General features: G+C 68.5%; 24 protein-coding genes. 8 read left to right on the forward strand and 16 right to left on the reverse strand.

Annotated elements, in window-relative coordinates; genetic code table 11:
- Positions 1-101 precede the first annotated feature (101 nt).
- Positions 102-734 (forward strand): hypothetical protein, encoded by a 633-nt coding sequence (locus ACWAUG_RS02735; protein ID WP_460801065.1) that lies wholly within the window; start codon positions 102-104, stop codon positions 732-734.
- A 62-nt stretch (positions 735-796) separates the two neighbouring features.
- Here the strand turns inward: ACWAUG_RS02735 and coaBC are convergent, their stop codons facing one another.
- A complete protein-coding gene (coaBC, locus tag ACWAUG_RS02740; protein ID WP_460801067.1) occupies positions 797-1,993 on the reverse strand; it encodes a bifunctional phosphopantothenoylcysteine decarboxylase/phosphopantothenate--cysteine ligase CoaBC in 1,197 nt (398 codons plus the stop codon).
- A gap of 51 nt (positions 1,994-2,044) precedes the next feature.
- On the opposite strand from coaBC, the gene ACWAUG_RS02745 reads away from it, so the two are divergent.
- On the forward strand, positions 2,045-2,743 hold the full coding sequence (locus tag ACWAUG_RS02745; RefSeq protein ID WP_460801069.1) for an NRDE family protein: 699 nt from the start codon (positions 2,045-2,047) through the stop codon (positions 2,741-2,743).
- A gap of 10 nt (positions 2,744-2,753) precedes the next feature.
- A complete protein-coding gene (locus ACWAUG_RS02750; protein ID WP_460801071.1) occupies positions 2,754-3,203 on the forward strand; it encodes a hypothetical protein in 450 nt (149 codons plus the stop codon).
- A 105-nt stretch (positions 3,204-3,308) separates the two neighbouring features.
- On the opposite strand, the gene ACWAUG_RS02755 is transcribed toward ACWAUG_RS02750, so the two are convergent.
- Positions 3,309-4,430, reverse strand: coding sequence for an AI-2E family transporter (locus tag ACWAUG_RS02755; protein WP_460801073.1), 1,122 nt, complete (start codon positions 4,428-4,430; stop codon positions 3,309-3,311).
- Positions 4,431-4,519: 89 nt separating this feature from the next.
- Between ACWAUG_RS02755 and ACWAUG_RS02760 the strand changes: the two genes are divergently transcribed.
- A complete protein-coding gene (locus ACWAUG_RS02760) occupies positions 4,520-5,731 on the forward strand; it encodes a glycosyltransferase family 4 protein (protein WP_460801074.1) in 1,212 nt (403 codons plus the stop codon).
- A complete protein-coding gene (locus tag ACWAUG_RS02765) occupies positions 5,728-7,047 on the forward strand; it encodes an O-antigen ligase family protein (protein ID WP_460801076.1) in 1,320 nt (439 codons plus the stop codon). Before ACWAUG_RS02760 ends, ACWAUG_RS02765 begins: the two co-directional genes overlap by 4 nt.
- On the opposite strand, the gene ACWAUG_RS02770 is transcribed toward ACWAUG_RS02765, so the two are convergent.
- On the reverse strand, positions 7,020-8,201 hold the full coding sequence (locus ACWAUG_RS02770; RefSeq protein ID WP_460801078.1) for a glycosyltransferase: 1,182 nt from the start codon (positions 8,199-8,201) through the stop codon (positions 7,020-7,022). The two genes, ACWAUG_RS02765 and ACWAUG_RS02770, sit on opposite strands and share 28 nt — an antisense overlap.
- A gap of 131 nt (positions 8,202-8,332) precedes the next feature.
- On the opposite strand from ACWAUG_RS02770, the gene ACWAUG_RS02775 reads away from it, so the two are divergent.
- The 3 genes from ACWAUG_RS02775 (at position 8,333) to ACWAUG_RS02785 (ending at position 11,253) form a co-directional block, all read left to right on the forward strand.
- The gene (locus tag ACWAUG_RS02775; protein WP_460801080.1) at positions 8,333-8,920 is read left to right on the forward strand and encodes a hypothetical protein; all 588 of its coding nucleotides are present in this window, start codon (positions 8,333-8,335) and stop codon (positions 8,918-8,920) included.
- 244 nt (positions 8,921-9,164) lie between these two features.
- Positions 9,165-10,535: a magnesium transporter gene (gene mgtE, locus ACWAUG_RS02780; protein WP_460801082.1), complete on the forward strand. Its 1,371-nt coding sequence runs from the start codon at positions 9,165-9,167 to the stop codon at positions 10,533-10,535.
- A gap of 79 nt (positions 10,536-10,614) precedes the next feature.
- On the forward strand, positions 10,615-11,253 hold the full coding sequence (locus ACWAUG_RS02785; protein ID WP_460801084.1) for a Pr6Pr family membrane protein: 639 nt from the start codon (positions 10,615-10,617) through the stop codon (positions 11,251-11,253).
- Here the strand turns inward: ACWAUG_RS02785 and ACWAUG_RS02790 are convergent.
- The 13 genes from ACWAUG_RS02790 to ACWAUG_RS02850 all read right to left on the reverse strand — a co-directional run bounded on the left by ACWAUG_RS02790 (position 11,210) and on the right by ACWAUG_RS02850 (position 24,833).
- Positions 11,210-12,604 carry a flavin monoamine oxidase family protein gene (locus tag ACWAUG_RS02790; protein ID WP_460801086.1) on the reverse strand — a complete coding sequence of 465 codons (1,395 nt, stop codon included), beginning with the start codon at positions 12,602-12,604 and terminating at the stop codon, positions 11,210-11,212. The two genes, ACWAUG_RS02785 and ACWAUG_RS02790, sit on opposite strands and share 44 nt — an antisense overlap.
- A 73-nt stretch (positions 12,605-12,677) precedes the next feature.
- Entirely contained in the window at positions 12,678-14,309 is a 1,632-nt protein-coding gene (locus tag ACWAUG_RS02795) for a fucose isomerase (protein WP_460801088.1), read from the reverse strand.
- A 22-nt stretch (positions 14,310-14,331) separates the two neighbouring features.
- Positions 14,332-15,819, reverse strand: coding sequence for an FGGY-family carbohydrate kinase (locus ACWAUG_RS02800; RefSeq protein ID WP_460801090.1), 1,488 nt, complete (start codon positions 15,817-15,819; stop codon positions 14,332-14,334).
- 103 nt (positions 15,820-15,922) lie between these two features.
- Positions 15,923-16,900, reverse strand: coding sequence for a LacI family DNA-binding transcriptional regulator (locus tag ACWAUG_RS02805; protein WP_460801092.1), 978 nt, complete (start codon positions 16,898-16,900; stop codon positions 15,923-15,925).
- A gap of 65 nt (positions 16,901-16,965) precedes the next feature.
- Positions 16,966-17,835 carry a dihydrodipicolinate synthase family protein gene (locus ACWAUG_RS02810; RefSeq protein ID WP_460801094.1) on the reverse strand — a complete coding sequence of 290 codons (870 nt, stop codon included), beginning with the start codon at positions 17,833-17,835 and terminating at the stop codon, positions 16,966-16,968.
- Entirely contained in the window at positions 17,832-19,475 is a 1,644-nt protein-coding gene (locus ACWAUG_RS02815) for a tripartite tricarboxylate transporter permease (protein WP_460801095.1), read from the reverse strand. Before ACWAUG_RS02815 ends, ACWAUG_RS02810 begins: the two co-directional genes overlap by 4 nt.
- Entirely contained in the window at positions 19,472-19,999 is a 528-nt protein-coding gene (locus ACWAUG_RS02820; RefSeq protein WP_460801097.1) for a tripartite tricarboxylate transporter TctB family protein, read from the reverse strand. Before ACWAUG_RS02820 ends, ACWAUG_RS02815 begins: the two co-directional genes overlap by 4 nt.
- 56 nt (positions 20,000-20,055) lie before the next feature.
- The gene (locus ACWAUG_RS02825; RefSeq protein WP_460801099.1) at positions 20,056-21,024 is read right to left on the reverse strand and encodes a tripartite tricarboxylate transporter substrate binding protein; all 969 of its coding nucleotides are present in this window, start codon (positions 21,022-21,024) and stop codon (positions 20,056-20,058) included.
- A 128-nt stretch (positions 21,025-21,152) separates the two neighbouring features.
- Complete coding sequence (locus ACWAUG_RS02830) at positions 21,153-21,944, reverse strand: HpcH/HpaI aldolase family protein (protein ID WP_460801101.1); 792 nt, start codon at positions 21,942-21,944, stop codon at positions 21,153-21,155.
- On the reverse strand, positions 21,908-22,609 hold the full coding sequence (locus tag ACWAUG_RS02835; RefSeq protein WP_460801103.1) for a GntR family transcriptional regulator: 702 nt from the start codon (positions 22,607-22,609) through the stop codon (positions 21,908-21,910). The genes ACWAUG_RS02830 and ACWAUG_RS02835 overlap by 37 nt, the downstream gene beginning before the upstream one ends.
- A 65-nt stretch (positions 22,610-22,674) precedes the next feature.
- A complete protein-coding gene (locus tag ACWAUG_RS02840) occupies positions 22,675-23,100 on the reverse strand; it encodes a heat shock protein transcriptional repressor HspR (protein WP_460801104.1) in 426 nt (141 codons plus the stop codon).
- Between the two features lie 100 nt (positions 23,101-23,200).
- Positions 23,201-24,184, reverse strand: coding sequence for a DnaJ C-terminal domain-containing protein (locus ACWAUG_RS02845; protein WP_460801106.1), 984 nt, complete (start codon positions 24,182-24,184; stop codon positions 23,201-23,203).
- A 7-nt stretch (positions 24,185-24,191) separates the two neighbouring features.
- Entirely contained in the window at positions 24,192-24,833 is a 642-nt protein-coding gene (locus ACWAUG_RS02850) for a nucleotide exchange factor GrpE (RefSeq protein ID WP_460801107.1), read from the reverse strand.

Consider the following 24,833-nt stretch of genomic DNA (forward strand, 5'->3'; position numbering starts at 1 on the left):
CCTTAAAAGTTGAGTGGTGGTGACTCAAGTTTAGCGGAGGGCGTGGCGGGATGGCAAGGGTTCGCCGTTTGGTTATGGTGGGGCTCACAAGGGGGTCTCCTATGTCGTCGCCTGCGCACTCTCAGAGCCGTCAACGTCTCATGCACATCATCGGCTTCATCGCCATCATCGCTGCCTGCATCGTGGTCATCTGGCTCGATGTCGCCACCGGGCTCTGGCAGCAGGCCGTGATCCTGTCGGGCATCGCGGCCGGCGTGCTGACGTTCCTGCTCACCTCGCTGTTCATCGAGCGCTGGATGAACGCAGCCGCCCACAAGCGCTGGCTGCCCGTCACCCGCCTCGCCCTCATCGACATGCTGCACGCGCTCGCCGACGAGGAGCACAGCCACATCGCCCGCGGTCGCATCGTGACGCGCACGATCGACGTCTCGGGCGGCCCCGAGGGAGTGCTGCACAGCATCCATGTCGAGCGGCGCGCGATCAGCCACGCCCTCGCCCGATGGACGGGATTCCTTGCAGCCAGCGCCGACGTGCAGCCCCTCATGGATCACGTCGCAGAACTGGCCCTTCTGCTGGATGCCGCACAGGACGCCGTGCTCGCCGCCGAGCAGAACCCGGCGGATGCCGGGGCCACCGCGCGCATGAATACAGCCGTGGCCGCGGTCGACACCTCGATCGCCGCGGCAGCCGGCGAGATCCAGGAGGCCCTGTCCCGCATGCGCTCCACCGCCTGACCGATCGGCGCCGGCCGCATCAGAGGCGCTTGTCCGGCCACATGATCAATGGCCCCTGATGTCTACCGGCGCTCGGCCAGCACGGCGTCCCAGATCGCGCGGGCGACGTCGCGCTTGGAGCCGGCGGCGGATGCCATGACCGCCCCGCCGTCGCCGATGATCTCGACCGCGTTCTCGGCGACTTCGAAGCCGTGCTCGGCATCGGCGCGGTTCACGACGAGCAGGTCGACACCCTTGCGCTCGCGCTTGCGGCGGGCGCGCTCGCGCCGTTCGTCCGCGTCGGCGAGCGTCTCGGCGGCGAACGCGACGATGGTCTGGCCGTCGTGCCGGGCCGCGGCGAGGCCGGCGACGATGTCTTCGGTCTCGACGAGGTCGATGCGCGTGAGCGCACCCTCCTCCTTGGTCAGCTTGTGGTCGGCGGCGAGCGCGGGCCGATAGTCGGCGATCGCGGCGGCCATGATGACGATATCGGCGGATGCCGCGGCATCTCTCATCGCCTCGGCGACGCCTGCGGCGGTCGCTGCCGCGACGATGCGCGCTCCGCGGGCGGCCTCGAGAACGTCGGCTGAGATGTTCGCGGCGACAAGGGTGACCTCGGCGCCCCGGGCGAGGGCGTCCTCGGCGAGCGCGACGCCCTGGCGCCCGCTGGAGCGGTTGCCGAGGAACCGCACGGGGTCGATGGGTTCGCGGGTTCCTCCGGCGGAGACGACGACGCGGATGCCGGAGAGGTCTCCGGGCGCGATCGCGGCGAGCGCTTCGTCGACGATCTGCTCGGGTTCCAGCATCCGTCCCGGGCCGGAGTCGCCGCCGGTGAGCTCTCCGTCGCCGGGGCCCGCGATGCGCACCCCGCGTGCGCGCAGGGTCGCGATGTTCGCCTGGGTGGCCGGATGCCGCCACATCTCGGTGTGCATGGCGGGAGCGATCACGACCGGGGCCATCGTGGCGAGCAGGGTCGTGCCGAGCAGGTCGTCGGCGAGACCGGCGGCCATCTTCGCGATCGTTTTCGCGGTCGCCGGGGCGATGATGATGAGGTCGGCCGCCTGGCCGAGGGCGACGTGGCGGACCCGGGCCACGTCGTCGTGCACGCTGGTCGTGACGGTGTTGCGGCTAACCGCTTCCCACGTCGGCAGTCCGACGAAGCGCAGGGCGTCCTCCGTCGGGATGACCGTGACCTCGTGACCCGCCTTGATGAGCAGTCGGACCAGGTGAACGCTCTTGTATGCGGCGATGCCGCCGGTGACGCCGACCACGATGTTCATGCCTCGATTCTGCCCGAGCCCGACGCCGCGCGGGCCGCTTAGACTGTCGCGGTGTGCACCGTTGTGATCGATGTCGCCGAGCCCGGAGGGTCGCGACTGCTGGCGATCCGCGATGAGGATCCCACGCGTCCGTGGGACTCACTGGGTGAGTGGTGGCCCGAGACGCATCCGGGCGTGATCGGCATCCGCGACCGCCGGGCCGGCGGCGCGTGGCTCGCCGCCGACCTGAAGCAGCGGCGCCTCGCCGTGCTGCTGAACCGCGCCGACGATCCCGGCCTCGCGATCGATGCGGCGGTCAGTCGTGGCACGCTCCCCCTGGATTCCGTCGCGGGCCGGTCCGTGCCTCCGTCGCCGCGGATGCACGGGTTCAATCTGCTCGAGGTCACGGCGGATGCTGCGCGCATCACGTCCTGGGACGGCGAGACGCTGCGCGAGACGCCGGTGCCGGCGGGCGTGCACATGATCGCGCACGATGACCTCGACGACCCGACGACGCCGCGCATCGCCCGCTGGCTGCCGGAATTCCGCGAGCAGCCGGCGCGGGATGATGACTGGGAGGCGTCCTGGGCCGGCCTGCTCCGCGAATCGACGGCTCTCGATCCGACCGATGATCGCGCGCTGATCCGAGACAACCGCCCGCACGGCTATCCGACCGAGTCACTGCTGTCCTGCCTCGCCGCGATCGGCCACGGCGACATGCGGGTGCACGAGGCGCCGTTGCCCTGCTCCGTACGCCGAACGACCGGCTAGGCTCCTGGCCATGACCATGCCACCGCCGCAGAACCCGCAGCACGGACAGAACCCCTACCCGGCAGCGCCCGCACCGCAGCCGCCGTACGCAGGCACGCCCGCTGGGTCTGGGTACGCTCCCGTTCAGCCGACCCCGGCGACGAACGGCACAGACCTCGGCAAGGTCGGCTTCATCATCGGTATCGCGGCCATCGCGATCGGGTTCGTGCTGACTTTCCTCACCACCATCATCGCCACCAGCGGCTCGTACATCTCATCGACCTATTTCGTGATTTCGTCGGTCAACCTGTATCTGACGTTCTTGCTCGGCATCGCGGCGCTCGTGCTCGGCATCATCGGCCTGCGCCGGGCACCGTCGTCCAGGGCCCTCGCCGGCATCGCCATCGGAATCGGCGTGACCGTCATCGTCAGCCGCCTGACCTCGATGCTCATGTCCGCCATCAGCAGCCTGTACTGGTGAATCAAGAGGGCGGCGTCGCGCCCGCGAGCTGATCAGAGCTCGTCTTCGTGCGTCGCGGTCGTGACCCCTCGTTCAGCGGACAGCACACCCTACTCGGCTCGATCCTCAGCGCTGCCAGATCCAGCGGCGCCGACGGCGCAGGCGAACGGGCGCAGCCTCGGGCTCCGGGGGCGGCACGGCGGTGCGGTCGCCCGACACCCAGCGCAGCCAGAGCGCGTCGGGGTTGCCCTCGAGCACGAGCGTGCGGGTGAGCAGGGTCAGCGGGATCGACAGGATCGCACCGAGGGGGCCGACGACGAAGGTCCAGAAGATGACGGAGAAGAAGCTCAGGGTGAGGCTCAGGTCGACCGCATCGCTGACGAACTTCGGCTGCACGAGCACCTGCAGCACGACGTTGACGACGCAGTAGACGGCGATGACGCCGAGGAACAGCGGCCAGCCGCCGATCGCGAAGGCGAGGATCGCCGGCGGCACGAGGCCGAGCACGAATCCGATGTTGGGCACGAAGTTCGTCACGAACGCGAGGATCGCCCAGACGACAGGAGCGGGAACCCCCATCCACCAGAGGGCGAGCCCATCGACGATCGCGACGATCGCTCCGAAGGTCGCGTTGACGACGTAGTACCGGCGGATGCCGCGGTTGAGCACTGTGATCCGCCCGATGACGGCGCTGCGAGTGCGGCCGAAGGTTTCGGGCGCGTGGCGGTAGCGGGCAGCATCCACTGCCATGAAGATGATGTACGCGAAGACGAAGAACAGGGCCGTGGCGACGGCGAGCACCATGCCGCCGACGCTCTGCACGAGCTTCATGAGGTTCGCGGGCGCGATGAGGGCGGCGATCGTATCGGCCGCTTCCGCGCCGAAACCGACCTCGTCGATCCAGGTGACGAAGGCGTCGTACTGCTTCAGCACCGCTCCGTCGCTGGTGAGGCCGACGACGAGTCCGGCGAACTCGTTGCCGGCGTACCAGAGCAGCAGCCCCATCCCGAGCAGGATCACGTAGGCGACGACGATGACTACGAACGTGCCGAGCCAGTCGGGCAGCCCCCGTCGGGCGAGGGGCGCTCGGGCGGGTTCGCAGATGATGACGATGACGATGGCGAGCGCGATGGGGCCGACGATCTCACGGGCGAGGAAGAGCCCGGCGATGATGATGACGGATGCCGCGAGCGCCAGCAGCACGCGCAGACTCGATGACAGAGCGGGAGCCGGTGGGGTCGATGCCATGTCGCCAGCGTAGTGGCGATGTCCCATGGTTCTCCCCGGCCGCGCTGATAACGTGAGGCATCCCGCCCGAACGAGAAGACAGCCGCGAGATGGCCACCACTGTGAAGCGCGTCGCGTTGATCTGCGACTACTCCTTGGAGTACCTCGGCGGGGCGCAGTCGGCATTCCTCGATTCGGCGGCGGTGCTGCGCGGATCGGGCGTCGAGGTGACGGTCGTCGCCCCGCATGTCGGTGCGGCGCAGACCGATCCCGATCGTTTTCCGGTTCGGGCCCGCTGGACGCTGCCGGGCGTTGATCTTCCGGTGGTGCGCAACACCGCGGCGTTGCGCCGCGAGCTGCGTGCTCTGTTCGTCGAGCGCGGCATCGAGGTCGTGCACTGCCATTCCGAGTTCGGTCTGACGGCGGCTGCGGCGCAGGTCTCGGCCGATCTCGGCATTCCCGTGGTGCACACGGTGCACACCTTCTTCTGGCAGGGGCCGCGGCTCGGCATCCTCGATCGTCCGGTCGCGGGAGTCATCCGTCTTTTCGGGCGCTGGTTGCGGGGTGAGCGCATCGCGCGGCGCCCGCTCGCGCAGCGCCAGGTCGATTCGGCGCTGCGCGGCATCACGCTGACCGCCGCGCGGCATGCGCAGACGGTCGTCTCCCCTTCGGCGCACCAGGGTGCGCTGCTGCGCGAAGCGGGGTTGGGCGTCGTGGCGGTCGTGCCGAACACCATGCCCGGCACGGATGCCGAGGCGGTGCCGCTGACGCGGATCGATGGCCCTCTGCGCATCGCGTGGGTTGCGCGCCTCGTTCCGGAGAAGCGCATTCTTGAATTCCTGGATGCCGTGGTGCACGCAGCCGCTTCCCTCGGCCCCGACCGGCTCGAGGTGACCGTCGTCGGCGACGGCCCGCTCATGCAGCGCGCGCGCGAGATCGCTGAAAGCACTCGGGGCATCCGCTTCGCCGGTCGTGTCGACCGCGACCGGGTGCGCGGGATCATGCGCGAATCGCACCTCGTGGCGCTGACCTCGTTCGGCTTCGACAATCAGCCGGTCATCGTCGTGGAGGCGTTGAACGAGGCGCGCAGCGTGCTCTACGTCGACGATGCCCTGCAGGAGGGACTGAGCGAGGCGGGGATCCTCGCCTCGGGCCCGGATGCCGCGGGCATGGCCGCCACCCTCATCGATCTCGCCCGCGACCCGCGTCGTGTCATCGAGCAGTCCCAGCGCGCCCTCACCGCTGCCGAGCAGTTCTCCCCCGCCGGCCACGTGCGCGCGCTGCAGCAGATCTACACCGCTCCTGCCGGAGGAACCCCATGACCACCCTCACCCGCATCTACGCCTTCGTGCTGATGTTCTCGGCCCTGGCGTACTCGTTCTGGTACAACCTGCTGGGCCCCGTCGGCACGAGCATCCTGCTGCTCGCCATGGCCGGCATCACCGCGGCGCTCACCCCGGTGTGGCGCTCACGCCTGGCCGGTCGCTCCTGGTCGTGGCGGGCGCAGCCGTGGCCGCTCATCGCCTATGCGGCGCTCGGCGCCCTGTCGATCATCTGGTCGTCGTGGCCGTTGGCGACGACGATCACGTGGGTCATGATGGCGCTGTTCACGGCGCACGGCATCCTGTTCGCCCTGGCCTTCACCCGCGAGGAGCTTCTGACGACGCTCGAGCGCGCCCTCGGCGCGATCCTCGTGCTGTCGCTCGCGCTCGAGGCGTGGGTGGCGCTCGTGCTGCGGCATCCGATCCTGCCGAACTTCTCGGATGCTCCGGAGGACCCGAACCCGCACTGGTACTGGGTGCGCGGCAACCTCTTCGACGACCTGCTCGTCGGCAGTCGCATCCAGGGCATCGTCGGCAACGCGAACCTGCTCGCCGTGCTGTGCGTTCTCGCGCTCATCGTCTTCGCCGCCCGCTTCGTCCGCCGCGCCCCGCACACGGGTGCACGCGTCGTGCTGTCGGCGCTCGCCCTGTGGCTGTGCGTGCGGTCGGGGTCGGCGGCGATGTTCCTCACGCTCGCTGCGGTCGCCGCCGCGGCGCTCATCGTGCTCGTGTTCCGCCGGTTCACGGGTCGTCGTACGCGCGCCGCGCTCTACGCGGCGGCGATCACGATCGTTGTGGCGGTCGTCGCCGGGCTCCTCCTCGCCAAGGACTCGCTACTGGCCATGCTCGGCCGCAGCAGCGATATCACCGGCCGCACCGAGATCTGGGCGAAGGTGCTCGAACGCGCCGTCGACTCTCCCATCGTCGGACACGGCTTCGCCAGCCCCTGGCTGCCGTGGGACTCGGCGTTCGACGGATGGATCATGGACCACGGCATCACCGTGTTCCACTCGCACAACATGTGGATCGACGGTTTCCTGCAGCTCGGCGCCCTCGGCATCCTGCTGCTCATCACGATCTATGCGACGACGCTGTGGCGCTCGTGGCGCCTGGCGATCAGCGCCGATACGGCAACGCGCACCATGGCACCGCTGCTGCTCGTTCTCGTGCTGCTGGTGCAGGGGCTGAGCGAGTCGGCGCCGTTGATGTTCTGGGGCTGGATGCTGATCAGCGGCCTGTACACGTTCGTCATGCCGCGCGCGGCAGAGGTCGAGACGGCCGCGGCCGATCAGCTGGGCAGCGGTTCGTCGCGGTAGAGCGCCTCGAAGGTGTCGAGCGTGCGGTTGATGTCGTGGATCGCGACGCCGTCGAGCGATGCCTGCTGCATGCGCTCGTATTCGACGGGCTCGGCCGTGAGCACGTCGGTCAGGCGGGCTGCGAGCTCGTCGACGTTGCCGGGTTCGAACAGGTAGCCGTTCTCACCGTCGTGCACGAGGTGCGGCAGGGCGACGGCGTCCGCTGCGACGATGGGAAGGCCGGATGCCATGGCCTCCATCGTCGCGATCGACTGCAGCTCGGCGATCGAGGCGATCACGAACAGCGACGCACGGGAGTAGAGGTCGCGCAGCTCCTCGTCGGAGACGCGTCCGTGGAAAACGACCCGGTCGCCGAGGCCGAGCTCGCGGGCCTGCTTCTCGAGGTTCTTGCGCTGGTCTCCTCCGCCGACGATGTCGAAGACGGCGTCGAGTTCGGGGGCGAGGCGCGCCATGGCCTCGAGCACGACGTCGATCTGCTTCTCAGCCGTGAGACGGCCGACGAAGATGATGCGGTGGCGTTCGCGGGATCCGATCACGGGGCGATAGTTCGTGCGGTCGATGCCGCAGCTGATCGGGATGACGCCGGTGACATCGATCGTGCTCTCGAGGAAGTCTGCGGCTCGGCGCGTGGGGGTCGTGATCGCCCGGGTCAGGTCGAAGGTGCGCTTCGCGTCGTCCCAGGCCAGGCGTGCGACGACCTTGTCGATGAACTTCGGGAAGGTCGAGTGGTCGAGGATGTTCTCGGCCATGACGTGGTTGGTGGCGATGACCGGGATGCCGCGCTGATGCGCGATGCGGGAGAGCCCGCGGCCGATCACGATGTGCGACTGGATGTGCACGACATCGGGCTGCACCTCGGAGAGCACCGTGCGGGCGTAGTGCTTGGACCGCCACGGCCACACGAAGCGCAGCCAGTCGTGCGGGGCCCAGCGCACCGACGGCAGACGGTGCAGCGTCATCGGCTCGCCCTCGACGACTTCGGTGGCCGGTTTCGCCCGACGATAGCGCCGGTTCGGGGCGACGACGTGCACATCGTGACCGCGCTGGACGAGCCCCGCGGCAAGGCGCTCGGTGAAGCGCGCCGCGCCGTTGATGTCTGGCGCGAACGTGTCGCATCCGAGGAGGATCTTCAGCGGAGCGTCAGGAGAGGTCACGATTATGCAGCCTTAAGGTGTTGCGATCGCCCGGTTCCGGGCGTTCGCAACTTTACCGGCGGGCTGCTGATCACCGTCCGAGACTGGCCGCACTCGGCATTCTCCCGTCGCGGCGGCGGTAGCGTGATTGCATGCGCATCACTGGTTCCGCAGACCCGCAGCTCTGGATTCCCATCACCGATTCGTTCGGGTGGAAGGGGCGTCGCCACCGCAAGGCGGCGATCCGGATGCTGCTGGGCCAGGCCAACCTGATGATGGGCCGCACCGATAAGCCCGGTTCGCGTCTGGGCGCCTGGACGATGAGTCAGGCGGCTCCCGCGCTCATGCGCCGCTTCGACGGCCGTGTTCTCGCGTGGACGTGGAAGGCGGAGCCGGAGCTCGTCGCCGCGATGGCGACCGTGCAGGAGCTGACCCCTCAGGTGCGGATCGCGCGCGCCACCCGCCCGATCGAGTACGACGACACCGTGACGTTCGCCACAGCCCTCGGCGCGGGCGAGAAGCTCGTGATGCTGACGCCGCCGACGGAGAACGCCGCCCCCTTCGCCAGCTATACGTGGGACACGGGCACGCACATCGTAACGCTGAACGCAATCGGCAGTGACCGTGAGCGGTTCGGCACGCTGATCCCGGCGCTCGACGACCTGGCCCGCAGCATCCGCCTGGCCGATGATCTGACCACCGGCGAAGCGCCGGACGTGCTGCGCATCGATCCTTCCTGAACCGCGCGTTCCGCCCGATCGGCTACCCTGGCGGGGGCGCCGATCCGACGGCGCGCAAACGGACGAGGGAAGCGAGGTGGTCGCGCATGAGCGGTGATAGTCGCCATATGCACACGGACCCCGCCCTGTCCGTCGAGGCCGCACGCCTCTGACCGTTCCCGCGGGTGTTCGATTTTCATCGATGATCTGAGCCTGACCGCCGCAGCCGGATGCTGCACGGCAGGCCCGCCCGAAGGAGACGCCCGTGAACACGGACCGCGCGACCGACCTGAACATCCGCACCGACGACCTCATCGACACGATCGAGCATGCGCTCTCGCGACGCGATCTGGCCGCGGCATCCGCTGCTCTCGACCCCGTCGCCCCCGATCAGATCGTCGAGGTGCTCGATCGGTTGAACGCACGCCAGTGCGCGATCGTCTACCGACTGCTGGCGAAGGAGCGGGCCCTCATCGTGTTCGAGGCGCTCGAGCCCGAACTGCAGGGCGAACTGGTGCGCGGGCTGCAGGATGCCGAAGTCGCGGCGCTGTTCGCCGAGATGGATCCCGATGACCGGGTGTGGCTGCTGGATGAGCTCCCCGCGTCGGTCACTCAGCGGCTGATGCGCGGCCTGCCGGCGCGCGAGCGGGATCTGACCTCGGCTGTGCTCGGTTACCCGCAGGATTCGATCGGGCGACGGATGAGCCCCGAGTACGTCACGACGCACCCGAACCTCAGCGTCGGCGAGACCATGCAGCGTCTGCGGGCGCGCATCGACGACGCCGAGACGGTTTACACGCTGCCCGTGACGGATGCCGCGCGTCGCGTCGTGGGCGTCGTCAGCCTGCGCGACCTGCTCGCGCACGACGACAGCACCCTCATCGATGCGGTCATGCAGCCCGCGCGCACGGCGATCGCCGAGTCGGATGCCGAGTCCACCGCCCGCGTGTGCACGGATCTGGGGCTGCTCGCGGTTCCCGTGGTCGACAACGAGAACCGTCTGGTCGGCATCCTCACGATCGATGACGCCGCCCGCATCCTCAAGCGCGAGGAGAGCGAGGATGCCGCCCGCCAGGGAGGCGTCGAGCCGCTCGGACGCCCCTACCTCTCGACACCGATCCGGCGCATCGTGCGCTCGCGCATCGTCTGGCTGTTCGTGCTCGCGATCGGGGCGACCCTGACCGTGAAGGTGCTCTCCTCGTTCGAGGCGACGCTCGAGCAGATGACGGTGCTCGCCCTCTTCGTGCCTCTGCTGATCGGCACCGGCGGCAACACCGGCAACCAGGCGGCGACGACCGTGACGCGCGCGCTGGCGCTCGGCGAGGTGCGTCCGCGCGATATTCTCGCCGTGCTCGGCCGCGAACTGCGCGTCGGCGTCTCGCTCGGCCTCGCCCTGGGCGTGCTCGGATTCGTCATCACCGCGCTCGTGTACGACTGGCACATCGGCCTGGTGATCGGGGCGACCCTGGTGGCCGTATGCGCGATGGCGGCGACGATCGGCGGGATCATGCCGCTCATCGCCCGCACGATCCGCGTCGACCCGGCGGTGTTCTCGAACCCGTTCATCACGACGTTCGTCGATGCCGCGGGCCTCATCGTCTACTTCCTCATCGCCAAGGCGATCCTGGGCATCTGACGTCGTCGCTGGTCCGTAGACTCGCCAGATGGCGTGTTCACGCCGGGAGGGAGATCGCGAGACGGTGAAGTCACGAACCATGTTCGGTGCTCTTCGCCTGGCCACTGCCGCGATCTGCCTCACCGCCCTCATTCACCGGCTGCTGTGGGGTCTGGGGTCGCAGACGATCGCGGGCCGCAACTTCTTCGCGTATCTCACGGTCGAGTCGAACTGCATGCTCGTCGTGCTGATGACCGTCGGGGCGGTGCTCGCCTTCCGCCGTGCGGTGGATCCGCGCTGGTTCAGCATCGCGCTCTCGCTCGTGCTCACGTGGACGACGACCGCGGGGCTCGCGTTCGCGCTCATCGTCTGGCAGGCGGGGGTGCGCGGCATCCGGATCGATGTGCCGTGGTCGGATCAGGTGCTGCACTTCTGGTTGCCGGCGTTGACGGCGATCGCCTGGGTGCTGACGCCGGGGCACGGTCGGGTGACGTGGTGGATCGTTCCCGGATCTCTCGTCTTCCCGCTCGCCTGGGGCGGCGTGACGATGTGGCGGGGTCCGCGGATCGGCTGGTACCCGTATTATTTCCTCGATCTGCGGCAGGTCAGCGGGGTCGGCGAGTTCCTGGCGACGAGTGCGATCGCGCTGGCGATCTTCGCTCTGATCGCCGCGGTGCTCGCGCTGATCAGCCGGGTCAGTCCGTATCGGCGGCGGGCAGATACGCTTCCAGCGCCGTGAGGGCTGCGATGAGGGCGTCGTCCTCATCGAGGTCGGCGAACTTCTCGGCGGCCGAGCCGCCGACGAGGCCGATGAGGATGCTCTCGCCCGTGACCGGGTGCAGGTTGATCCAGGTGCGGATGAGGTGTTCGCCGCCGACCGTATGCCAGAGCACCGCGTCGGTCTGCCAGAACGGTTCGTCGTAGCGCAGCCAGATCGTCTCGGCGTGGCCCATGCCGAGAGCGTTCATCGCGCCGCGGTGGGAGAACGGCAGGGCGGGGGCGAATTCGATCCCCTCGCGCTGCAGCACGCCGAGCGGAACCGTGACGATGACGCGATCGAACGAGGTCGACTCCCCTGTGCCCAGTCGCAGGCTCACGCCCGTGTCGTCGTAGGCGATGCGGGTGACGGCAGACGAGAGCGAGACTTGGGCGTCGCCGAGCATTTCGGCGATCATCGCGCCGAAGTCGCTGATGATTCCTTCGCGCGCGGCGGCGGGCAGAGCCGGCGGGAACCATGACGAGAGCAGGTCGGCATCGGCGCCGGCGGTCGTGGCGAGGTCGGTGAGGAGTGCGGCGAGCGCGGGGTCTTCGGGGTCGGATCCGGTTTCGGTGAGCGCTTCGGCGAGGGAGATGTCTGCCGTGAGCGCCTGTGCGGCGGCGATGGCCGCGACGAGCGGTTCGTCGGTGGGGGCGTCGATATCGCCCTCGGGCGATCGCCAGAGCGCGGACGCGAGATCCGCGGTGTCGAGGGAGGCATCGAGACCGAGCCGCCCCACCGCATCGGCGTCGGTCTCAGGGTCGGGGTCTGCATCGGCGGGGAGCAGCCAGCCGCCGAGCTGCACCGGTACGCCCCAGTCGTCGTCGAGGTGCGAGTGGGTGCGGCCGCCCAAGCGATCGCGCGCTTCGAAGACGGTGATGTCGAGGTCGGAGCCGAGAAGTCTTTTGACGGCTGCGGCACCGGCGAGACCGGCGCCGACCACGGCGATGCGCTCGCCCGGCTCGGCGGCGGCCCGCAGGCGCATGGCGGCGCTGTCGCCGGAGCGCACGGCTCCGCGCAGGGTGCCCGGGGCCGTGGCATCCGTCGCCTCACCGGCGAAGAACAGTCGCTCCTCGACCGGTTCGGCGAGCGTCTCGCGCGTCTGGGACTGCACGCCGATGCGGGTGTAGCTGACGGCTCCGCGGGAGAACGGGTCGGTGGCCCAGGTGCTGCGCAGGCTCGCCGCCGGTGCGGGCACCGCGGTGCTCGGCAGCGGGTCGGGCGTCGCCGTCGGGGTGACCGTGGGCGCAGGCTCTGGTGCGCAGGATGCGAGCAGCATCGTGACGGCGCCGACCCCGGCGCCGAAGAACAGCTCACGACGCGTCATCCTCATCGGCGCAAGACTACCGGCTGAGCCTGTGCGGGAGGAGGCGGGCGCTCGGCTCGGCGAGCGCCCGCCCGGTCGGTCAGATCGCCACGTCGCCGATCAGGTTGACCTTGATGCCCATGCCGTCGAACATCGCGGCCTTGGCGATCAGCGCCTTGTCGGCGGTCTCGGCGTCGGGCGCGTAGACGAGCTGCGCGTGGTTGGCCTTGTGGCGGGCCATGAACTGGTCGCGCGAGACGCCGTGCAGCACGACGTGCGCGAGCGGCCACTCGGGGTTCGTCGCGGCGCGGCGGCGCTCGGTCTCCTCTTCGGGCAGCTCGATGACCGAGCCACGGAAGATGTCGGCCTGCAGGATGCCGTCGGCGATGAAGACGCGCGAGAGCACGACCTCGCCGGGCTTCGACGTGCCGTTGAGGGTCGCACCGCCGGCGGGGAAGAACACGTGGCCCTGCCGCCAGCCCTCGGCCTTGTCCCAGCCACCGAGGTGCGAGGCGGGAACCGAGCCGGAGATCTCGTAGGCCCAGACGAACTGGCCGTCGTAGTCCTCGCCCCAGCGCACATCGTGCAGCGTGTTGTCGGGCACGAGGCCCATGGCGCGCCAAACGCGGTCGGTGACCAGCGCGTCGACCGCGACGCCCTCATCGGCCTCGTTGAAGTGCGGGAACGCACGACCGGCGTGCAGCTCGCGCTTGCCGTCGCGGGAGAACACCGGCGGGCGCTCGGTGGAGTTCAGGATGCCCTCGGCGAGGTCGGATGCAGGGACGAGATCCTTCAGGCCCTGCTGATACTGGATGCCGACGGCATCCAGCCCGAAGTCGTCCGCCATGCGCATCGCGGCGATGTACATCTTCATCTGCCACTGCACCTGCTCGCGGGTGAGCTCGGTGGCGCCGTCCTCGCCGAAGCGGAACGTCATGCCGGCGTCGATCAGCCAGTCGAAGGCGGCGTTCGCGTCTTCTTCGCTGACCGTGAGCATCTCGGCGTACAGCGCAGACTGCGACAGGCGCTCCTTGTAGATGCCGGTGTGGTTGAGCAGCTCGTCGTCGAAGATGGCGTTGTACATGCCCATGCAGCCCTCGTCGAAGACGCCGATGATGGCCTTCTCATCGAGGAGCTGAGCGGCGAGCGCCTCGCCGAGCTGCTTCTCGGGGCTGTCCGGCAGGGCCGGGAGGGCGCGCACGTGCGAGGCGTCGTGGGTGATGGAGCCGGTCTCGGTCCATTCGCGGATGCCGTCGATGAACCAGTCGTCGGTGAAGTCGACCGACCAGGTCGTGGCGTAGGGCTTGCCCATCTTGGTGAGGCCGGCGTTGAGGCCGAGGAGGCCGACGAGTCCGGGCCAGTCTCCGGCGAAGTTCGCGACCGTGAGGATCGGGCCCTCGTGGGTGCGCAGGCCCGCGAGCACGTGGTGAGAGTACTGCCAGTTGGCGATGGCGACGATCAGCGGGGCGTCGATGGGGATGTTCTTGAAGACCTCGAGGCCCATGCGCTGGCTCGAGATGAAGCCGTGGCCGGTGACGGGGTCGACGTCGAAGGCGCGGATGACGTTCCAGCCGAGTCCGTCGAAGACGCGGGTGACGCCCGCTTCGAGGGCGACCTGGGTGGGCCAGCCGCCGGTGTTGGCCGACTCGCGCAGGTCGCCGGAGGTGATCAGGTAGGCGGTCTTCGGGGCGGATGCCGGACGCTCGAGCGGCGTCGGGACGGTGTAGCTCATGTTCTCTCCGTGTGTTCGGTGGTCAGGCGCCGCGCTGGTCGGCGGCGAGTTCGTGGATGACGTCCTTGGATCCCTCGTAGAGGCGCACGTAGCGGTCGAAGAGGGTGTCGTAGAGATCGCGCAGGGCGGGGTCGGGGGTGATCGTCTGGGCGATCGGGTTCCAGTCGGCGATGTCCGGGGCGGCGCCCGGTTCGGCGATGGCTCCGGCGGCGAGGAACGCCGCGCCGTAGCTGGCGCCGATGGTCGTCGCTGGCACCTCCTGCACGAGCCCCGTGACGTCGGAGACGACCTGCAGCCAGAGCTGGCCCTGGGTTCCGCCGCCGACCGCGACGATCCGGCGGATGTCAGCACCCGCGGCGCGCATCGTCTCGACGTTGTGGCGTACGCCGAGAGCGGTCGCTTCGAGCGCCGCCCGGTACAGGTCGCCGCGGGAGTGCTCGAGGGTGAGGCCGGCGATCACGCCGCGCGCATCGGGGTCCTGGATGGGCGTGCGCTCGCCCGCGAAGTACGGCAGCATCAGCAGGCCGTTCGCCCCGGGGCCGGAGGCTGCGGCATCCGTCAGCAGAGCCGGGTAATCCGAACCCGTGAGGTCTTTCAGCCACGCCGTCAGCGCACCCGAGGTCGACAGGCCGCCGGCGAGATTGCGGGTGCCGACGAAGGCACCTGCGGTGGTCCACATCGACGGGGTGCGCAGGGTCTGCTCCCCCGTCGCGACGAGGAACATGGTCGTGCCGTACATGAGCATGAGGTCGCCGACCTCGTGCGCGCCGACGCTGACGGCCTCGGTCCAGGCGTCGATCGTTCCGGTGATGACGGGGGTGCCGGCGGGGATCCCGGTGAGCGCGGATGCCTCGGCCGTGACCTCCCCCGCGATGTCGCCCGCCCAGGTGAGGCGCGGCTGCTCGATCGTGCCCGCGTAGCGCTGCCACCACGGCTCGTGCCACCGCTCGTTCTCGATGTCGTAGAGGGGCGAGGTCTGGCTCGCCGACTGGTGGTCGAGCACGTAGGCGCCGGTGAGGTGGCGGGCCAGCCACGAAGCGGGCATGAAGAATCGGCGCGCGGCGGCGAAGGCATCCGGTTCCTCGTCGTGGACCCAGGCGATCTTCGCACCGGCTGCCTGCGAGGTCAGCGTCGAGCCGCCGATGCGTGTGATCTCGTCGATGCCGAGCTCATCGGTCATGCGGGCGATCTGCGCCGTCGCGCGGGTGTCGACGCCGTAGAGGATCGCCGGGCGCACCGGCTGGTCGTCCTCGTCGGCCAGGAGCACGCAGGGTCCCATGCCGCTGACGCCGACCGCCACGATCTCAGCGCCGTCGACCTCGGCGAGGAGCTCGCGGGAGATCGAGACGAACTCGTCCCACCAGATCGCCGCGTCCATCTCGACCCAGCCGGTGTGCGGGCGGTCGACGTCATGGGCACGGGTGGTGGATGCCACGATCGCGCCGTCCTCGGCGACGAGCACGCCCTTCGTGCTCGATGTGCCGATGTCCACTCCGAGAGTGCAGCGCATGGCGGTCCTCCTTGATCGCGAATCCTTCGTGCGCCACCCTACGCGAAATCGATTTCACGCCGCAAGCGGGTCAGCGTGTCCGACCCGTTTCGGGCCGTCGCGATCAGCGGGGCGTGGCAGCCTGGAGCTCGTTGCGCAGCACAACGGTGCGCGCCGGCTGCACATCACCACGGATGCGCTCCAGCAGCATCCGCGCCGCCGTGACACCCATATGACGAGCAGGCAGACGCACGACCGTCACCGCCTTCGGCGACAGCGTCGTGAACGGCAGAGAGCCGATCACCGCCACCCCGACCTTCGGCGGCGTCAGCTCGTGCTCCGACAGCACCTGGATCGCACCGACCCCGATCAGGTTGTTGCCGGCCACCACCGCATCGGGCGGTTCGGGCAGAGCCAACAGCTCCTCCATCGCCGCGCGCCCGCCGTCGACGCGGAACGTCGAGAACTTCAGCAGATCGGCCTCGATCGCACGGCCCGCTCCGGTGAGAGCATCCCGCCAGCCATCCGCGCGCTCCGCCGCCGTGTCGATCTGCGCCGGCCCGCCGATATAGGCGATGCGCCGATAGCCCGCATCGATCAGCTCGCGCGTCGCCGCCGCACCCGCCGCACGGTTCGCCATGATGACGCTGTCGATCTCATAATCCGTATCGCGATCGACCGCGACCACCGGCCGGCCCGTCGCCAGGATCCCCTCGAGCGAGGACTCCTCAGAGGCCGTCGCGATGATCACCCCCGACATGTGCTCCGCGACCGCGATGTCGAGATACGTCGACTCCTTCTCGATCTCCGAATCCGAATTGCACAGCACGACCGAATAGCCCGCCTCGGACGCCACATCCTCGACCCCACGAGCCATCTCCGTGAAATACGGGTTCTCGATATCCGGGATGACCAGGCCGATAACCTCAGAACTCTGCCGGCGCAGACTGCGCGCCGTACGGTTCGGCACGAACTTCAACTGCTTCGCAGCCGCCCGCACCGCCTCCGCCTTCTCCGAAGACACACTCGTGCCGTTGAACACACGCGAAACCGTCGCCGGAGAAACTCCCGCGAGCTGCGCGACATCGTAGATCGTGGCCATGGTCGATTTACTGTAACCGATTTCAGCCCCGAGCCACGGCCCGCAAAGCCGGCCCGCCGCCCGCGTCAACGATGGCGCGCGACGACCTGCGCAACGGCCTCGCGCTCAGCCTCCGTCGGCTCCGCGATCGCCATACGGCAGTGGGTGTCGGCGACTCCGAGCACGCGGTACCCCTCCTTCATCCGCCCCATGTCGCCTCCGATGAGCGAGACGACGTCGTCGACATCGGTCTGGGCTGCGGCGATGGCGGCGGCGTCACCGGAGCGTGCGGCGTCCGCGAGGGCTCGGAACGGCTTCGGCGTGACCGAGGACACCCCCGATACGACCCCCTGCGCGCCCACCTCGACGGCGGCGATCAGGTCGCGGTCAGCACCGGTGTACAGGTCGAAATCCGCAGGCACGACGGCCCGGTAAGCCGCGATGTCATCCAGCGACAGCTCGCTGATCTTCGCACCGACCACGTTCGGCAGACCCGCCAGGCGCGCGAGCAGCTCCGGCGAGACCCGGTTCCCGCTGCGAGCCGGGTAGATGTAGATGTACAGGCGCCCATCCCCGACGGCGTCCGAGACGGCGCGGAAATAGTCGAAGATCACCGAATCCGCCGAGGGCAGGTAGTAGGGCGTGAGCGCAGCGAACTCCGTCGCCCCCAGACCCTTCGCGATCCGCGTGAGCCGGACCGCTTCGAACGCGCTCGGCCGCCCCACGTGGACGACCACACGCATGAGATCGGCGAGCTCGGCGAGTGCTGCTTCGACCAGCGCCGTGAACTCGGCGACGTCGACGGCGGGGAACTCCCCCGTCGTCCCGAGCACGAAAGCCCCCTCGTTCCCGGACTTTCCGACGTAGCGGAAGATGTCGCGCGATGCCTCGAGATCCACCGTTCCGTCGCGGTGGAAGGCCGTCGGGATCGCGGTGAGGATGTCGTAACGAGTCACTTCTTGTTCTCCTTGTTGTTACGCCGCGCACCGCGCCGCGTCGATGAGGTGCGCACCGTGGAGGTGAGCAGGTCGGGATCGGCGGCGAGCTCCTTGTGCGCCTGCGCGATCTGTTCGAGGCTCTCCGTGTTCAGCACGGAGTCGGCGAACGACGCCCGTTCGGCACGGGGCTTGCGCGCCGCCCGAATCGCCGGCATGACGATGGAGAAGACCGCGAGGAGCAGCAGCACGATCGCGATCGGGCTGACGACCTCGAAGAACGGTCGTGTGGGCAGGATCGCGAGCGTGCGCGCCAGGTTCTGCTCGGCGAGCGGGCCCAGCAGCAGCCCGAGGACGACGGGCCCGGCCGGGACCTGCATGCGCTTGAGCAGCACGCCGATGACGCCGAAGACGAGCATCGTGACGACGGTCGAGAGGCTGTTGGAGGTGGCGTAGGTGCCGATGACGCAGAAGATCAGGATGCCGCTCCACAGGTAGGGCTGCGGGACGTCCAGGAGCTTCACCATCCCCTTCATGCGGACGAGGCTCAGGCCCAGCGACAGCAGCGTGGCGACGAGCATGATGCCGACGATCGAGACGACGAGGTCAGGGCGCTCGGTGAACAGGGAAGGCCCGGGGGTGATGCCCCAGATGATCATCGAGCCGATCATGACGGCCATGACGGAGTCACCGGGGATACCCAGAGCCATGGTGGTCGTGAGCGATCCGCCGAGCGTCGCGCTGGAGGCGGTGTCGGATGCTGCGACGCCCTCGATCGAGCCCTTGCCGAACTGCTCGGGGTGCTTCGATGCCTTTCGCGCGCGGTCCCATCCGATGAGTCCGGCGATATCACCGCCGGCGGCGGGGATCAGCCCGACGCCCAGGCCCACGGTCCCTGCCACGGCTGTTGCCCGGCCGCTCTGCATGAACTCCGCCTTGTTGGGCCACCAGCGTCCGAGGCTGGAGATGGGGCGCACGTTGTTCTTGCGGTACGTGAGCAGCTGGTCGAACAGCTCGGCGATGCCGAACAGACCGATGATGACCGCGATGAAGTTCAGACCCTCGACGAGATCCAGAGAACCGAATGTGAAGCGCTTGTCGGCGGTTGCCGCATAGGTTCCGACGGTGCCGAGCATGAGTCCGAAGAGCCCGGCGATGATGCCCTTGAGCATCGATTTCGAGGAGATGCCGATCATGATCGCGATGCCGAAGACGACGAGTGCGAACAGCTCGGGCGATTTGAAGTAGTCGCGGGCGAAGCTGGCGATCGGAACCGCCGCGATCGCGAACAGGATGAGAGAGGCGAGGATGCCGACGGCCGAGACGATCGCCGACATGGTCAGCGCGAGACCCGCTCTGCCCTGCTTGGCCATGGGGTACCCGTCGAGGGTGGTCGCGATCGATGCGGGCGTTCCCGGGGTGTTGATCAGGATGGAGGGCACGCGGTCGCCGAAGTTCGCCGCGACGTAGATCGTCAGCAGGACGGCGAGTCCCTGCACGGGCTCGAGGGTCATCGTGAAGCCGGCGGCGAGGGCGACCGCCATCGTCGCCGTGATCCCCGGGAAAGCACCGACCATGAAGCCGAGCGCGAGGCCGACGAACATGTAGAGCAGGATAGAGATGTCGAGGAGCGAGTCGAGCCCCTCCATGAACGGGGTCATAGCGGAATCCTCAGAAGCATGACGAACACGACGTAGATGAATGCCGTGACGGCGGCGGTGTAGATGATGAGGCTCAACCAGCGGCGGTGCCCGTAGACGAGCATGAGCGATGCCATCAGCAGCGCGGCGGCGATCGGGAAGACCTCGATGCGGTAGCCGAACAGGATGAGTGAGCCGAGTGACCACAGGGCCACGAAGAGGAACGCGATGATCAGCGTCATGACGACGCGAAGGATCCCGCCGGCCTGGATGCGTTCGACATCCTCGCGCCCCGGAGCGGGCTTGGTGATCGCATGGACCAGGATGATGATCGCGACGACGACGGAGGTGACGCCGAGGACGATCGGCCAGAATCGCGCGTCGATCTGCCCGGGCGCCGCTTCGCGCCGGAGGGGGATCTGTGTTGCCAGGGCCAGGTATCCGGCGGAGAATGCCAGCGCGACGATGCCGAAAACGATCTCGAGCGCCCGCGAGGGCTGTGCCCCCTCGTATGCGTCGCTCTCCGCGATCTCTGAAGACGTCATGAGGTTCCTTCGACGAGAATGGAGGCCGGGATGCACCCGGCCTCCATCGTTTGATGTCAGCCCAGCAGACCCTGGAACAGGGCGAACTGGTCGTTCACGAACTCGGTGAATCCGGATGCGTCGCGGTAGACGACGAGGTTGCCCGCGTCCTCCTGGAACTGCGTGTAGGTGTCGGACTCGACAGCTTCCTTGATCGCGGCCTCCAGCGTCGCGTGCACGTCGTCCGGGAGTCCGGCGGGCGCGTAGATGCCGCCCCAGCCACCGAAGACGAGGTCTGCGCCGATCGCTTCCTCAGCGGTCTCGACATCGGGTGCGTCCGGATGGCGCTCGTCGTTCAGCACGGCGAGGATGCGCACGGCGTCTCCCTGAGCGAGGGCCTCGCCCAGGCCTGAGACCGCCGCGTCGGCTTCTCGGGATGCCGCCGCCGCGACGGCCGTTGCTCCGCCGTCGTACGGAACCGGGGTTACCTGCCCGCCGGTCTCGGTGCCGAAGGCGATGCTGGCGGCTTCCCAGATGGAGCCCGCACCGGAGTTGGCGATCGTGATCGGTGCGGTCTTCGCCTTCGTCACCAGATCGTCGAGCGTCTCGATGTCGCTCGAAGAAGAAACCGTGATGACACCGGGGGCCAGCATGATCTGACCGAGCAGGTCGTAGTTCTCGGGCAGGACGTTCGCGTCCTGCGTCGTGTTCAGCATCGCGATCTCGACCGGGCCGAATCCGATGACGTAACCATCGGGATCCTGCTCGGCGACGTACTCCATGGCAAGGGCGCCGGCGGCTCCCGGCATGTTCTCCGGAATGACGCTCACACCGAGGATTCCTTCGAGCTCACTGGCGAGCGCACGGGAGGAGAGGTCGGATCCGCCGCCGGGGTTCGCCTGGATGATCAGGCGGATGTCCTTCTCGGGGAAGGCGGATGCGGCGTCACCGCCCTCATCGACCTTGGTGCATCCGGACATGACGAGTGCTGCTGCGGTGAAGACCGCGGCGGCGGCCACGACGCGATTCATGCGCTTGATAGGCATCTTTCTACTCCTCTTTGAGTGCGGGTAACGGGACCTTACCGACGGGGTGAGCGTAACAGTGTTCACTGTTGACAGTCAACAGAACGTGCAGCGAGCGCGAGATTCAGGCCTCGAACCAGGGTTCGGCCTCAGTGATCCCGAAGGTCGAGGGCCGCGTCACGAGCGGCCCGCCCCAGAAGTGCGACATCATTCGCGGCGATCACGAAGTCCACGCCGCGCTCGAACCAATAGCGCGCAGCCGCCCCGCCGGCGCAGTCCAGACCGACTGCGACCCCGGCGTCATGCGCGCAGGCGATGATGCGCTCGATCATGGCGTGCAGAACGGCCGACTCGGCGTACGTCGTTCGCCCGAGCCCGGCGCTCAACGACAGATCGTTCTGACCGATGTACACGGCATCGACGTCGGCGACCGCGACGATCGCTTCGATATCCGCATACGCCTGCGCGGTCTCGATCATGACGATGCACGTCGCCAGGCGATCACCCTGCTCATGGTCCGGGAAACCGGCGTGCACACCCTGCCAGAGCGGGCCCCAGCTCCTCGAGCCCCGCGGCGCGTAATGACAGGCGGATGCTGCGGCCTCCGCCTCTGCGGCGCTGTTCACCATCGGCACGATCACCGCCTGGGCTCCCAGATCGAGCGACCGCATGATGAGATCCGGAGCGTTCCAGGGGACTCGGACCACCGCGGGAACATCTGCGGAGCGCACGGCTTCGACGAGGCCTGCGGCGGAGTGCATCGTGGAATAACTGTGCTGCAGGTCGATGGTGATGAAGTCGAACCCCGACCGCGCCATGACCTGCGTCGTGACGGGGTCGTCGAGGAACACCCACGCCCCGCTCAGCCGCCGCCGCGCTCGCAGAGCCTCCCGCAGCTGAAGAGTCACGTTCCGGCCCTGCGCGCCGCGGACGTGCGCCATGCATCGAGCATCCGCTTCATCGATCCGTTCAGGTGGTCGTCGAGCTCCGTCATGACTTCGGCACGGTCACCGGCTTCGATGAGATCAAGCAGAAGGGCGTGCTGCGCCGTCGTGATGTGCAGATCGTCGTCGACCAGAACCGTGACGCGCAGCAGCGCCATCGTGATCGGTTCGTACTGGCGCCATACCGCCGCCAAGCGCCGGTGCCCGGAGATGTCGCAGAGCATGCTGTGGAACGTCACATCCGCTCGGGCGAACTCATCAGAGTCTCCGGCATCTGCCGCCTTCCCCATGATCTCGACGACGGCACGCAGGGGCGCCAGGTCAGGCCGCTCATCCAGCGCCATCGTCATCGACATCGCGAGGGATTCCAGGGAGCCGCGCAGCGAGTAGAGCTCGTGGATGTCTCGCTCATCGAGTCGCTGCACCAGGTATCCCTGCCCGCGCTTCGCGATCAGACCTTCCGCCTCGAGGATGCGGAATCCGTCCCGAACCGGGCCACGACTCACGCCGAGAGATTCGGCGAACTCCGTCTCGACGAGCCTTTCGCCCTCGAGGAGGTCCCCGCGCACGATCGCATCCCGAATGTGATTCGCCACTTGCGTCCCGAGCGCCTCACGCACAACCGGCACTGGTTGAAGCCTGCTGGCCACATCGTCCTCCACCCGTCGACACTTTTGTCTACAGTTAACATTCGCCGACCAGGCTACCTCAGAGAGGCGCGCACCGCTCAGTCCTCGCTGCGCCCGCCCGGGCGCCAGAGCACGACCTCGGTGGAGCGGCGCACGCGGCGGCCGTTGGAGACGGGGATGACACCGCCGGCTCCGGCGGCGAAGACGCGCACCCCGGGGCGGTTCTGCCGTTCGGCGCGCAGAGCGCCTTCCAGGTCGTTGACGCGGCGGCGCAGCGCGCGCACCTCGTCTTCGAGGTCGAGCAGTCGCGCGATCGCGGGCAAGCTCATTCCCTCGGCCGACAGCCGCGCCACTTCGCGCAGCTGCTGAATGTTTCGGGCGGAGTATCGGCGGGATCCTCCGCGGGTGCGCCCGGGAACGACGAGTCCGATGCGGTCGTACTGGCGCAGGGTCTGCGGGTGCATGCTCGCGAGGTCGGCTGCGACGGCGATCGCGAAGACCGGGGCATCGTCGTCTTCGATCATGCGGGATGCAGTCCTTTCTGGTTTGTGTGCGATTCGTCTCTCCGGCAGTCCGGACCGGAGACGAGTGCGGGTCCCGGGCAGATGCCCGGGACCCGCGTGATCAGGCTCGCGCCTTCGCCATCATCTCTGCACGCGGGTTCTCCTTGGGTTCTGCGGCTTGGAAGGCCTCGAGGGCCTGCCGGGCAGCATCATCCAGGTGAGTGGGGACGGCGACCTGGAGCTCGGCGAGCAGGTCGCCGGTTCCCTTGGACGTCGTCACACCGCGCCCCTTGACGCGCAGGACGCGTCCGGACGGGGTTCCCGGTGCGACGCGCAGCTTGACGGTGTCACCGCCGAGCGTGGGCACTTCGATGGTCGCGCCCAGCGTCGCCTCGGTGAACGTCACCGGCACCGTGAGGCGCAGGTTTAGTCCGTCGCGGGTGAACACGGAGTGCGGGCGAACGGTGATCGAGACGACGATGTCACCGCTCTCTCCCCCGTCGGGAGACGGGCGTCCCCGCCCGCGCAGGCGGATCTTCTGCCCGTCGGCGACGCCGGCGGGGATCTTCACCTTGAACGGCTTGCCGTCTTCTCCCTGCAGGGTGATGGTGTCGCCCTGCACGGCGGTGGCGAAGTCGAGCGTGGTGCGGGCCGTGACATCGGCGCCCTTCTGCGGGCCGCCGAAGCCGCGGAAGCCGCCGCTCGGCTGGCCGAAGCGTCCGGATCCGAAGCCCCCGCCGCCGCCCTGGTTGAACATCGAGAAGATGTCTTCGAAGTCGGCGCTCTGGCCTCCGCGGCCCTGACCGAATCGACTGAAGACGTCTTCGAAGCCGCCCGCTCCCCCGCCGCCGGCGGTGAAGCGCGCGCCCGAGCCCATGGCTCGGATCTCGTCGTACTCCTTGCGCTGCTCGGCATCCGAGAGCACGGCGTACGCCTCGCTGATCTCCTTGAATTTGGCTTCGGCCTTCGCATCGCCCGCGTTGGAGTCGGGGTGATACTTGCGCGCCAGCTTGCGGTAGGTCTTCTTCAGATCCGCTTCGCTGACGTCCTTCGTGACGCCGAGCGTCTTATAGAAGTCCTTGTCGAACCAATCCTGGCTGGCCATGCATCACCTACTCTGCGGGTACAGCGACGACGACCTTCGCCGGACGCAGCTCGACATCGCCCAGGCGGTAACCCACCTCGACGACCTCGAGGATCGTGGACTTCTCGGCGCCGGGGGTCGGCTGCTGGAAGATCGCCTCGTGGTGCTGCGGGTCGAATTCCTCACCGGCGACGCCATAGGCGACGACGCCGAGACGTTCGACGACGGCGCGCACCTTCTCGCCGATCACGAAGAAGGGGGTGCCCTCCTCGAGGTCGCCGTGGGCGGTGGCCCGGTCGAGGTCGTCGAGCACGGGCAGCAGGCCCTTGGCGGCCGCTCCCTTGGCGCGGTCGATCTCGAGTTCGCGCTGCTCTTCCGTGCGGCGACGGTAGTTGGCGTATTCGGCCTGCACGCGCTTGAGATCGTTGAGGAGCGACGCCGCGGCGTCGTCCTCGGTGTCCTCGGCGGCGGCCTCGGCGGTCTGCTCGGCGTTCAGGATGTCGTCGACGGTGAAGCCGTCGACGGACTCGGCCGGAGTGGCGTCGGAGCCTTCCGCGGCGCGAGCCTCGTTGGCGTCGGGGTTCTCCTGCGACGCGGGGCCGGATGCCGTAGCATCCGACCCCTCGCCCTCAGGAACTCCGGCGTTCTCGTCGAAGTTCTTGTCGGTCAT

Source organism: Microbacterium sp. GXF6406 (assembly GCF_054798215.1).

Excerpts from the sequence above, each read along its gene's own strand:
- ACWAUG_RS02735 (WP_460801065.1), top strand. The coding sequence starts at position 102 with ATGTCGTCGCCTGCGCACTCTCAGAGCCGTCAACGTCTCATGCACATC.
- coaBC (WP_460801067.1), bottom strand. The coding sequence starts at position 1,993 with ATGAACATCGTGGTCGGCGTCACCGGCGGCATCGCCGCATACAAGAGC.
- ACWAUG_RS02750 (WP_460801071.1), top strand. The coding sequence starts at position 2,754 with ATGACCATGCCACCGCCGCAGAACCCGCAGCACGGACAGAACCCCTAC.
- ACWAUG_RS02755 (WP_460801073.1), bottom strand. The coding sequence starts at position 4,430 with ATGGCATCGACCCCACCGGCTCCCGCTCTGTCATCGAGTCTGCGCGTG.
- ACWAUG_RS02760 (WP_460801074.1), top strand. The coding sequence starts at position 4,520 with ATGGCCACCACTGTGAAGCGCGTCGCGTTGATCTGCGACTACTCCTTG.
- ACWAUG_RS02765 (WP_460801076.1), top strand. The coding sequence starts at position 5,728 with ATGACCACCCTCACCCGCATCTACGCCTTCGTGCTGATGTTCTCGGCC.
- ACWAUG_RS02775 (WP_460801080.1), top strand. The coding sequence starts at position 8,333 with ATGCGCATCACTGGTTCCGCAGACCCGCAGCTCTGGATTCCCATCACC.
- ACWAUG_RS02785 (WP_460801084.1), top strand. The coding sequence starts at position 10,615 with ATGTTCGGTGCTCTTCGCCTGGCCACTGCCGCGATCTGCCTCACCGCC.
- ACWAUG_RS02790 (WP_460801086.1), bottom strand. The coding sequence starts at position 12,604 with ATGAGGATGACGCGTCGTGAGCTGTTCTTCGGCGCCGGGGTCGGCGCC.
- ACWAUG_RS02795 (WP_460801088.1), bottom strand. The coding sequence starts at position 14,309 with ATGAGCTACACCGTCCCGACGCCGCTCGAGCGTCCGGCATCCGCCCCG.
- ACWAUG_RS02800 (WP_460801090.1), bottom strand. The coding sequence starts at position 15,819 with ATGCGCTGCACTCTCGGAGTGGACATCGGCACATCGAGCACGAAGGGC.
- ACWAUG_RS02805 (WP_460801092.1), bottom strand. The coding sequence starts at position 16,900 with ATGGCCACGATCTACGATGTCGCGCAGCTCGCGGGAGTTTCTCCGGCG.
- ACWAUG_RS02815 (WP_460801095.1), bottom strand. The coding sequence starts at position 19,475 with ATGACCCCGTTCATGGAGGGGCTCGACTCGCTCCTCGACATCTCTATC.
- ACWAUG_RS02820 (WP_460801097.1), bottom strand. The coding sequence starts at position 19,999 with ATGACGTCTTCAGAGATCGCGGAGAGCGACGCATACGAGGGGGCACAG.
- ACWAUG_RS02825 (WP_460801099.1), bottom strand. The coding sequence starts at position 21,024 with ATGCCTATCAAGCGCATGAATCGCGTCGTGGCCGCCGCCGCGGTCTTC.
- ACWAUG_RS02830 (WP_460801101.1), bottom strand. The coding sequence starts at position 21,944 with ATGGCGCACGTCCGCGGCGCGCAGGGCCGGAACGTGACTCTTCAGCTG.
- ACWAUG_RS02840 (WP_460801104.1), bottom strand. The coding sequence starts at position 23,100 with ATGATCGAAGACGACGATGCCCCGGTCTTCGCGATCGCCGTCGCAGCC.
- ACWAUG_RS02845 (WP_460801106.1), bottom strand. The coding sequence starts at position 24,184 with ATGGCCAGCCAGGATTGGTTCGACAAGGACTTCTATAAGACGCTCGGC.
- ACWAUG_RS02850 (WP_460801107.1), bottom strand. The coding sequence starts at position 24,833 with ATGACCGACAAGAACTTCGACGAGAACGCCGGAGTTCCTGAGGGCGAG.